7 protein-coding genes and 1 pseudogene are annotated in these 9552 nt (G+C 71.3%); 2 read left to right on the forward strand and 6 right to left on the reverse strand.

Going from position 1 to position 9552, the window contains the following annotated elements:
* Positions 1-136: 136 nt before the first annotated feature.
* The 6 genes and pseudogenes from ACFVUH_RS37065 to fxlM all read right to left on the reverse strand — a co-directional run bounded on the left by ACFVUH_RS37065 (position 137) and on the right by fxlM (position 6886).
* Complete coding sequence (locus ACFVUH_RS37065; RefSeq protein ID WP_387918027.1) at positions 137-1126, reverse strand: thiopeptide-type bacteriocin biosynthesis protein; 990 nt, start codon at positions 1124-1126, stop codon at positions 137-139.
* Positions 1108-1488, reverse strand: a complete 381-nt coding sequence (locus tag ACFVUH_RS37070; protein ID WP_387918038.1) for a lanthionine synthetase LanC family protein — start codon at positions 1486-1488, stop codon at positions 1108-1110. The genes ACFVUH_RS37065 and ACFVUH_RS37070 overlap by 19 nt, the downstream gene beginning before the upstream one ends.
* A pseudogene (locus ACFVUH_RS37075) lies at positions 1449-2276 on the reverse strand (lanthionine synthetase C family protein); the annotation flags it as partial. The gene ACFVUH_RS37070 and the pseudogene ACFVUH_RS37075, both read right to left, overlap by 40 nt.
* Positions 2273-5326, reverse strand: coding sequence for a lantibiotic dehydratase (locus ACFVUH_RS37080; RefSeq protein ID WP_387918029.1), 3054 nt, complete (start codon positions 5324-5326; stop codon positions 2273-2275). The pseudogene ACFVUH_RS37075 and the gene ACFVUH_RS37080, both read right to left, overlap by 4 nt.
* Positions 5327-5415: 89 nt before the next feature.
* Entirely contained in the window at positions 5416-5592 is a 177-nt protein-coding gene (locus ACFVUH_RS37085) for an FxLD family lanthipeptide (protein ID WP_387918031.1), read from the reverse strand.
* A 55-nt stretch (positions 5593-5647) separates the two neighbouring features.
* A complete protein-coding gene (gene fxlM, locus ACFVUH_RS37090; RefSeq protein ID WP_387918033.1) occupies positions 5648-6886 on the reverse strand; it encodes a methyltransferase, FxLD system in 1239 nt (412 codons plus the stop codon).
* Positions 6887-7290: 404 nt separating this feature from the next.
* On the opposite strand from fxlM, the gene ACFVUH_RS37095 reads away from it, so the two are divergent.
* Both ACFVUH_RS37095 and ACFVUH_RS37100 read left to right on the forward strand, forming a co-directional pair.
* A complete protein-coding gene (locus tag ACFVUH_RS37095) occupies positions 7291-8604 on the forward strand; it encodes a hypothetical protein (RefSeq protein ID WP_387918035.1) in 1314 nt (437 codons plus the stop codon).
* A gap of 28 nt (positions 8605-8632) precedes the next feature.
* Positions 8633-9184: a GNAT family N-acetyltransferase gene (locus tag ACFVUH_RS37100; RefSeq protein WP_387918037.1), complete on the forward strand. Its 552-nt coding sequence runs from the start codon at positions 8633-8635 to the stop codon at positions 9182-9184.
* Positions 9185-9552 lie beyond the last annotated feature (368 nt).

A 9552-nucleotide genomic window follows, 5' to 3' on the forward strand; every position in this document is an offset into this window, starting at 1 on the left:
GCCCGCATCAGCGCAACCCCGGCCCGAGCCGCCCACTGCGCAACCCGGGCGGCCTCACCCGGTGGATCGTTCACCGTCGTCCCCTGCACCACCCCCACCCGCCGCCCGTGCAGCACGCCCGGCAGCGGCGTGTCTGTCACGTGAGGACGGCGTCCCGGGCTGCGCGGGGCAGGACTCCTTGCGCCGTGTACGGGATGCCGAGCCGGTTCCAGTGGAAGATCACGTGGTAGGCGAGGACACGGCGAAGGCCGCGGTCGAGTGTGCCTGATCGGGCCGCGGCTCCGAGTGTGGCCCCGGCCTGGCGGAATGCGTCCGCCCAGGGTGCGGCGAACGCGGCGGGGCCCTGGTGGCTGAACACGGGTCCGGACGGTTCGGTGTCGGCGAGGAGCAACTGCCTGATCTGGTCCGCCGTTCGGGGCAGCTGGTCCAGCGGCACGTGGTCCGGTAGTGGGCGTTCGTGGCTGACGTGTTGCCAGACGTCGCCCATCTCGTACCACTCCAGTCCGGCGGCGTGGAACATCGTGGTGCACAGCAGCACGGACAGTTCGCGGCGGCCGAGCGGCCAGGGTTCGCGTGCGGCGTGGTGGAGGATGGCATGGCTGTCGGCGTGGAACAGGCAATGTGCGGTGGCCATCGCGTGGTTGCCCCCGAACGCGATGGCTTCCGGTTCGTACAGGCCCGTCCACCAGCGGGCCGCTCCGCTGGTGGTGAGGGCGTCCAGGGCTGCGGCAACGGCGGCGGTCACGTCGCCGTGGCGGGGGTCGTGGTGGATGCGCAGTCGCCAGCAGGGGTGCTTGCGGATGAACCACCAGGTGGCACCTGCGGATTCGGTGTCGTGGAGTGCGGGTGCGAGGTGCCGGGCGGCGATGGCTTCGGCGCTTGGCCAGTCGGTGAAATGGATGTATGCCTGCCAGCAGGTGGCGGCGGTCTGCTGGTGGAGGGCGTACCGGCCGGCCTGCTGGTAGACCTCGGCGGCGGCGGTCAGCTGCTGCGGGTCGAGTCCGGCGAGAGTGGCCGCGTCGGTGACGGATGTCCCGGCGAGGACGCGCCAGATGGCGGCCTCGACGGGGTCGGTCGGCGGCGTGAGGGGGTGTTCGGGGAGGGTGGTCAGTCGATCAGCAAGCATGCGTCCCATCCGGTGGCGGGTGGCTGGTTCGTGGTGTGGGTGGCGAGGGCGAGCGCGGTTCCCGCCCTGCCATCGAGGAAGCCGTCGCTGTGGCCGGTGTCGGCGGCCTGGTGCAGTTGCTCGCCCAGAGCGGGCAGCACCTGGTGCAGGGCAGGGGTGGTGGCGTCCCTGGCTGCACGCCAGACGGTCTGGTAGAGCCCGGCCCAGCCGTGGCAAAGGCCCGGGTCGGTGATCTGCTGGAGCTGGGCGGGTCGGTCGCGCAGTCGGCGAGGGCTTGTTCGTAGTCGCGTTGTTGGTGCTCGTCGCCGAGCGCGAGGGCGGCGAGTTGCCCGGCTCGGGCAATGCCGGGGGTGCCGTAGCACCAGCTCGGTCGGCCGGGACGCGATCGCTCAGGTCGCCCGGTGGTGGTCTCCGCCATGGTGACGGTCTCCGGCCACCACGCCCCTGCCTGGCCGTGATGCCGCCACAGGTCCAGCCAGGCGCAGATGGTCCGGATGGCGTCGAGCTGTCCGGGCACGGTCTGCCCTTGGCGGACGGCCTTCGAGAGCAGCAGCAGCGGGCCGGTGATGCCGTGGGCCGCGCCGAGGTTGAGGTGCTGGGGGCCGTGATAGGCGCCGTCGTGCCAGCGTGGGCCGTGGCCGACCCACCAGCCGGGCAGCCGCTGCCCCTGATGGTTCAGGGGGCGGGTAAGCGCGACCAGGTAGGTCAGGACGTGTTCGAGGGCTGTGCTGCCCGGCTGGGTGCGCAGCAGCAGCGCGCCGATCCCGGTGAGTCCGTACAGCAGGTCGTATTCGTGGAAGCGCGGGGGCTGTCCGGAGGTGATGCGGGCGAGGCCGGCATGGGCGCGCTGGTGGGCGATGTCGCGCACGTGCCCGTCCATGGCCTGGCGGGCGTGCTGGTAGCGCTCGGGCGGGTCGGTGGCGGCGTGCAGGACGAACGCGACAGCTGGTGCGCCGATGAACAGTCCCGCGCTCGTGCTGCCGTTCACCTGGTGGGCGGTGGCGCGGGCGATCCAGGCGTGCACCTGCTTCCAGTCGCCGTGGCCGGTGCGGGCGCGCTCGATGTGCAGCAGCGCTGTCCCGGCCGCCCCGCTGTCGAGGCTCTGTGCGGCCCAGGCTTGCTCGTCTGCGGCGGCGCTGGTGGTCGTCACGCCGGCCTCCGGGCGGTCCCGGCCAGCGCGCAGGCCCGCGCCAGGCGCTCGGTGATGCGCTCGCGGGTGCGGTCGGCTGTGACCGCGCGCAGGTGGTGCTCGTGCAGCAGGGAACGCAGCACCGGGGCGGGGTCTCGCACCTGCTGGTCGAGGTGGGCCCGGTAGGCGGCGAGGGCGGCGGGCCGGTGCCGCCAGGCCTCGGCGATCAGGTCACCGCCCGGCAGGTCACGAATGGCGGGTGACGGCCCGCCCGGGCTGGCCAGATGTTCGGCGGCCTCGCGTAGCTCCGCGTCGAGGGGGCCGGTTCGACGGGGCAGCACCTCGCACAGCAGCCGCAAGCCGTCGGCTGGGGCGAGTGCGGTGGCAATGTCGGCCATGCTGGCGGCGGCGAGGGCCTGCGCGGGGGTGTCGGTCTTCCGGGCGGTGCGGATCTGGGTGAGGGCGGCGGCGCTGTCTGCGGTGAAGACGGCCTGGGCGGCCTCCAGCGCCGGGCCGTGCCCGTATCGGCCGACCGGAGGCTGATATCCCGTCAGAACCAGCTGCGCGAGGAGCCGCAGGTCACGAAGCTGTGCCGCCCATCCGCCGATCCGCTCCAGCGCGTCACGGTGTCGTGGATGCGGCAGGCGGAGGAACAGGCCGAGGTGCTGGTCAGCGTCGGGGCGGGCGGTGTCGTTGTGCCGCTGGAACCACCATTCGGCATCAGAGCCCAGGGCTTCCAGCAAGGCGGGCAGGTGCTGGGTCAGGATCTCATCGAAGCGGTCCGGGTGCCCCAGCAGGCGGGTGTGCAGAACGCAGCCGTCCGTGGGGAGTTGGAGCGGGCTCGTGGTGACCACGGGTCGTGCCGGGGTCGGCTTCGTCTCCGCCGGGATGGTGGGTTGGTGGTGGAGCGCGAGCAGGACTTCGTGAGGCCGACCGAGCCAGCCGGACATCTTCGGATCGGGGGCGCGCCGCAGCTCGAGTGGTTCGGTGGTGCGGGCGAGCCGTGAGCGCAGGAGCTGCCGGTCCACGGGCTGGGTGAGGTCGAGTGGAAGACGCTGCTCGCCTTCCACAACCGCGATCCGGTCCGGCATCCGCCAGCGCACCTGCCACGCGGCAAGGTCCTCGTCCCACGCTGCGGGCGGGGCGGAGGCTGCGGGCATCGCGGTGGGCGGCAGGTGCCATCGGGGCTGGGTGAGGAGCGTGCGCCGGTAGCGGATGCCGGGCAGGAACGGCATCTTCGTGGCGGTGCCGAAGTCGAACGCGATGTAGACCTGGCAGCGGGCAGTGGTCAGTTCGGCGAGGAACCGGGCAAGTGGAGGGGTGTGCCGGTCGGGCTCCAGGGCGTGAAGGACCTGCGGCTCGAGTTCGCGGCCGGTGGACAGCTCCACCAGGTGGAACCGGTGGGCGTCGATGGTCACGCCCAGGTCCGCGATCTGGATTACGCCGGGGCCGTGCGGGTGATGGTCTCCGAGGGGGATGACCTGGGGCAGCAGTTGGGGGCAGCGCACGAGCATGTCGTCGCGGCGTCGGCGCGGGGCGAAGGACAACTGAACCGCGGTGGCGTCGGTGCCCATGGTGAAGCTGTCCGCCCACCGCTGCCGCTCGCACGGGTCAAGAAGGTGGGTGAACCGGCCGGCCATGCTGCTGGCGGGGCGGGGAGCGCCGGTGACGGCGAGCTCGAATCGTCCCCGGTCCAGGTCCGCGAGGGTCGGCGCGTGGACCTCGAAGCACAGCTCGATGCGGCCCGGCGGTACGGGTTCGTCCTGCCAGTCGGCCAGGTCACCGATCACGGAGTCCGTCAGCACGATCTCGTCGCGCCCGTCCACCATGGCCTGCTGGATCAGCGTCAGCATCGTCTTGTCGCGGTCGGTGGCCGGGCGCGGCGCGGTGCGCCGGGAGGAGCCGAGAAAGTCGGCCGGCAGGCCGAGTCCGCTGTCGGCGATCAGGTCCATCACCGGAACGACCGCGCCGACGCCGTACCGGTCGCGGAACCGGAAGAAGTAGTCCCGCCAGCGTGCGGGGCCGTAGGGGTGCGCGGAGGTGCGGACCAGGGCGGCGGCAGCGCTCTCGGCTTCGCGGACCACTGCGGTGGGAAGCCGCACCTGGGCGTCGAGGCGGACGTCCGCCATCACGGGCACGGTGCCGCTCTGGTGCACCGCCCGCATCCGCTCCGCCACGACAGCGGGTGCGGTGCCGCGCTCGGTGAGCGCGGCCTTGGCGTGCTCCAGCTCGGCAGTCAGGTCAGCCACTTCGGGAAGGTCGCCGGCGTGGGCGGCGTCCAGGACCTGGCACACGTGGCCGAGCGCGTCCGCGCTGGTCATCGGCGGCCACAAGGCCGTCACCAAGTACTGTTGCTCGACCAGCCCCGTCAGCAGGGCGTCCAGTCGTTCCCGACGCGCCGCCGGGTAGCGGCCGGCCAGTGCGTCCCGCACCGACCGGTAGGGCACGGGGACGCCTGCGGCGAGTTCCAGGGCGAGCCGCACGGGCGCGGTGGCGCGCACGGACACCTCGACGGGCGGCATCAGCAGGGCGTCGCTGCCTGCGGGGACACCGGGCATCACGATGCGGTCCCCGCGTGTGGTGGCGGTGTTGTTCGCCAGGACCGGCAGCCGTTCCAGCAGGTGGGGCTCGCTCTCCAGCCGGGCGATGATCCCAGCGAGCCAGCCTGCGTCCGTGCGCACCGTGCGCTGGTGGCGCTGCCCCCACACGGCGGCGGCCGTGCCGCCGATCTCGACGCCGGTGACGCCCGCGAAGTCGCCGAACGGTGTCGCCCGGCGCTGCCAGCGTGCCAGGTAGGTGGCGAGTGACAGCACGAGGCGGTTCACCCGCCGCGGGCTGCCCGCGCCCTGCGTCGCGCGCTCGATCTGCGGGCCGAGCACGGGGCTGGCAAGCGTCACGCTTGTCCGGACCTCGGGGTGGGTCCACACCGTCGCAAGCCATTGCCTGGCCTGCTCAGTGGCGTTGCTCGCGGCCAGATCGGCGGCGGCCGGCAGTTCCAGGCCGGCCGGGTAGGTGCTGGCGCGCAACATGGCCGCGCCGCTTGCCCGGTAGACCGGTATCGCCTCGCTCATGGGTTCCCCTCCTGCTCTGCGGGTGGCGGCTGTTGCCCCGGGTCGCGCGGGTGGGCCGAAGGCTTCGGCCCACCCGCGCGCCGCTTGTCTCAGATCGCCGAGGGGCAGGCGCTGGCACCCGTGGAGCAGGTGGTGCCGCAGCCGTCGCCGGTGGAGCACATGAGCTTCCCGCTCGGGTGCGCGGCGACCACGACCTTCACGTCCAGGTCGAACAGCTCGTCCTCGACCTCGACGGTCGGGGCCTCAGCCAGCAGTGCAGCCGTCATGGTGTTCCTACTCCTTGATCGTTGGGGTGGTGCGGGACGCCTGCCCCTGTGGCGCTCAGGCCGCGGGCCAGGAGATCGTGATCCGGCTGTTGCGCTTGTTCACGACCCGCTCGCCGGACAGCTGGTCGTCGGGGGTGCCGGCCGGGTGGACGGCGAATCGGGGGCCGCTGCCACCGCGCTGCTCGAGGTCCCACGAGCGGACGTGGTCGGCGAGCTCTTCGGCCAGCTCCGGGGCCTGCGGCCCCAGTGTGTGGACGCCGAGCTCCACACCGCCGTCGTCGCCTTCGATACGCCGCCAGGTGACGTAGCCGAAGGAGTTGCCTGCGACAGCGGCCATGGAGAACCACTTGTTCGCGGGGGTGACGATGCCGGTGTCCAGGTCGTCGCGGACGACCATGGTGCAGAAGCCGTCCAGCTTCGTCGCGAGCCACAGCTGCAAGGTGTCGAACGGCTGCTGCCGGCCGATGGTCACCCCGGTCCACGTCTCGTACCTGGGCGTGTTCACGGCGTTGTCGAGGTCGCTGGGGTCGCCCATCACCTCGTCGTCGAACTTGAGGGCGATCTCCTCGGTGCCGGTCACCAGCAGCACTTGGGTGTGGTGCTCGTCCGTGCCCTGCATGGGCACGAAGCCGCACACCCGCACCGACTCGCTCACAAACCGGTCGCCGTGGCGGACGAAGGCGATCGAACGGGTCAGTCCGCGCACCCGCAGGGGCACCACGAGTCGGCCGCCTTCGGCGAGCTGGTCGCGCCAGGCGGGGGCGATGTCCCACGCCCCGGCCGTCACGAGGATCGCATCGAACGGCGCGCGATCGGCGACGCCCACCGCGGCGTCCCCGGTCACGACCCGGACCGTGTCGTAGCCGTGCTGCTTGAGGAGCCGTTCGGCCCGCTCGGTGACGTCCGGGTCGATGTCCATCGTGGTGACCTGGCCGTCCTCACCGACCAGTTCCGCGATGAGCGCGGCGTTGTAGCCGCCCGAGCCGATCTCCAGCACCCTCATGCCGGGGCCGACGCCACCCTGTTCCAGCATGAACGCCTGGATCTGCGGGGCGGACACCGAACTCATCGCCATGCCCTGTTCGTTGACCTTCGTCACCACGGCGTCGAACGCGGCGTAGGCCTTCTTCGGCGGCGCTTCCGGGGTGAACTCGTGCCGGGGCACCCTGCACATCGCGGTCTCCACCTCGAGCGAGGTGAGGTCCCCAGAGCGCTTCAGCTCGCTGATCATCTGCTCACGCAGCTGCTCGGGAGTGGCTTCGGGGCTGATGACCGCCTCCACGGTGTTCGTCATGCGGGCTTCTCTCTCATGTGATGATCTTTCAACTACTCAGTGATGGTGACTAGTTGGGGCGGGCCAGCCTACGAACTGCCACCGACAGAGGCACTCCGGGTGTGGTGCGGCGCTTCGGGGGTGCACGCTGGCCGTGCCGGCCCCGATGGAAGACGTGACCGGCACAGCTTTGTCCCTCCGCCGCCCGGGATGATCCAAGATCGGCGTGTGACCGTACGGTCGCTACGAGTGGCGGAGAGACCATTGCACCGCCCCCGGTCGCGGCGGACGAGGACGTGAAGCGGCCACTCAGAGGACATTCAGTGGCCGCGAGAAGCGGCAACGGATGGTTTTCCGGCCAGAACGGGCGCACACGCGCCGTGAGGGCCTACGTTGGCCCGTGTGACAAGCCACCAGGGAGACGGATGACGCCGCGGACACCCGGGAACGAGCGGCTTTTCGCCGCCAGGCTGGCCAAGGGCTGGTTCTCCCAGGAGGGGGCCGCCGACGGTGTGAGCGATGCCGGGCGGCGGGCGTTACGCGATACGAACTTCCAAGTCAGCGTGCGGACTTACCGCAGGTGGGAGTCGGTCGATCCACCGTGGCCACGTCCTGACTGCGCGACAGCGCTACGCGAGGCGTTCGGCCGTGGGCCCGAGCACCTGGGCTTCACCCCTCCTGGCGGGTTCGCGGCTGACGAGGTTGACACCGGTGATACGGATGAGGCGATCATCACGCCCGTGAACCGCCGCGCCTTCACCGCCGGGGCCGCCATGCTCGGCCTTCCCTGGCTGTCCCCTCTCACCCCCACGTCCGCTCGCTCCGGTGACCTGCGGATCAGCCATGACGAGATCGACATGCTGCGGGAGACAGCCTTCGATCTCGACGCGATCGACCAGCGATTCGGCGGTGACCGCCTGTGGCGCTCAGCCCGGTCACATCTGATGTGGGTCCACCATCTGATAAACCACAGCACCTACCCCGACGAGGTGGGGCAGGAACTCCACCAGATCGCCGGTCAGCTGACCACGTCGCTGGGATGGTTCTGTTACGACGCGGACCGGCAGCCCGAGGCTCGCGTGTACTTCTCCGAGGCGCTGAACACCGCGATGCTCACCGGGGACGGACCGCTGGCGACCCGCACCCTGTCCAACATGGCCCGCCAGTCGGTGGACCTGGGCAAGCCGCGCGAGACGGTGCAGTTCGCGCGCCTGGCCAGGGAGAAGGCCGCCGAGTGGCAGGCGCCGCCGCGGGTAGCCGCGCTGCTGGCGATCCGTGAGGCCCAGGGGTATGCGAAGGGCGGCAATGAGGTGCAGGCATCCGGGGCGATCAAGCGCGCGTGGCGGTCGTTCAGCCAGGGCACCACCGACCGCGACCCGGGGTGGGTGGCCTTCCTGAACGAGGCGGAGCTGACATGTTTGGAGGGGATGTGCCGCAGCGATCTCGGGCAGCACCGTTTGGCCGTGCGGCTGCTGGAACGCTCCGCGACGCTGCAGGACATCGAGCACTCCCGCAACCGGGGCATGTGCCTGGCTCGGCTGTCGTACGCGGCGATCCAGGAGCAGGACGTGGACCGGACCGTGGCCGCCGCCACCGAGTCGCTGCGGCTGATCGAAGGCGGCATGACCTCCACCCGGAATCTGAGGCAGCTCCTCCTGGTCCGCGACAGCCTCCAGCGCTACCAGCACAGCGGGCAGGCACGGGACGCCGTGGAGCGGCTCACCGCGTACATCGCCTGATCCATTCGCGAGAACAGGGACGCCGACCTTGATCGACATTGGGTTTGCCCACTACCGGGGCACCGCCGCGAAGGAAGTCCTTGAAGAACTGGTGGCCGTATACGCGGAGGTGTACGCGGTGCCGCCGTACGCAGGTGATCCGTTCTTCGCCGCCGAGACGTTCGCTGAGCGCCTTCGCGGCGCGCTGGAGATGCCCGGCTTCGAGACCGTGACCGCCCGCCATGACGGTGACCTGGTCGGCTACGTCCACGGCGTGACACTGCCCGCGGACCGGGCCTGGTGGCTGTCCCTGGGCGACGCCCGGCCGACCGAGGTCCAGGAGGCGGCCGAGGCCGGCCGGGTGTTCTGGCTGCGGGAGCTGATGGTCCGCCCCGCGTTCACCAACCAAGGGATCGGCCGCCGTCTCCACGACGAGACGGTGACCCGGCGGGCAGAACCGTGGACCACGTTGACATGCATCTGGGACAACCAACCCGCCCGAGACGCCTACCCACGCTGGGGCTACCGAGTGATCGGCGGACGCATCAAGCACGCCCCCGAGTCTCCGGAGTACGACGCCATGGTGCTGCCACCCCGCTGAACCCAGGCTTCCTGCGGTGAATCCAGGTCGGGGCGCCGGGATGGACCCGGGCAGCCGGTACACAGGGGCCGTGGGGATGGTCTGGGAGTGGATGTCGGGGCGGATTGAGGGACACCGCTGTCGGATGGGAGGGTCCTGCCGGCCGGGCTGGTGGGCGAAGAGGCCCCTCATCGGCGCCCTGGGCCTCGGCCGGAGCGCCGATGTCACCGTTCACTCCCTCACCCGGATCCACCGTCCGCAGCTCACACCCACACCCACTCGGTGTTCGCCCGGCCCGAGCGCACCGCTCGGGCCGGCCGCGAAGAATCGTTTCTTCCGGGCCCGAGCCCACCCCTCCCCTCCTTCCCGAGCACCTGCCCCCAACCCCA

It is taken from the genome of Kitasatospora sp. NPDC058032 (genome assembly GCF_042885845.1).
GTDB lineage: Bacteria > Actinomycetota > Actinomycetes > Streptomycetales > Streptomycetaceae > Kitasatospora.

What these genes read in the sequence shown, in the direction of transcription:
- ACFVUH_RS37085 (WP_387918031.1), bottom strand. Translation starts at nt 5,592, where the DNA reads ATGACGGCTGCACTGCTGGCTGAGGCCCCGACCGTCGAGGTCGAGGAC.
- fxlM (WP_387918033.1), bottom strand. Translation starts at nt 6,886, where the DNA reads ATGACGAACACCGTGGAGGCGGTCATCAGCCCCGAAGCCACTCCCGAG.
- ACFVUH_RS37080 (WP_387918029.1), bottom strand. Translation starts at nt 5,326, where the DNA reads ATGAGCGAGGCGATACCGGTCTACCGGGCAAGCGGCGCGGCCATGTTG.
- ACFVUH_RS37095 (WP_387918035.1), top strand. Translation starts at nt 7,291, where the DNA reads ATGACGCCGCGGACACCCGGGAACGAGCGGCTTTTCGCCGCCAGGCTG.
- ACFVUH_RS37065 (WP_387918027.1), bottom strand. Translation starts at nt 1,126, where the DNA reads ATGCTTGCTGATCGACTGACCACCCTCCCCGAACACCCCCTCACGCCG.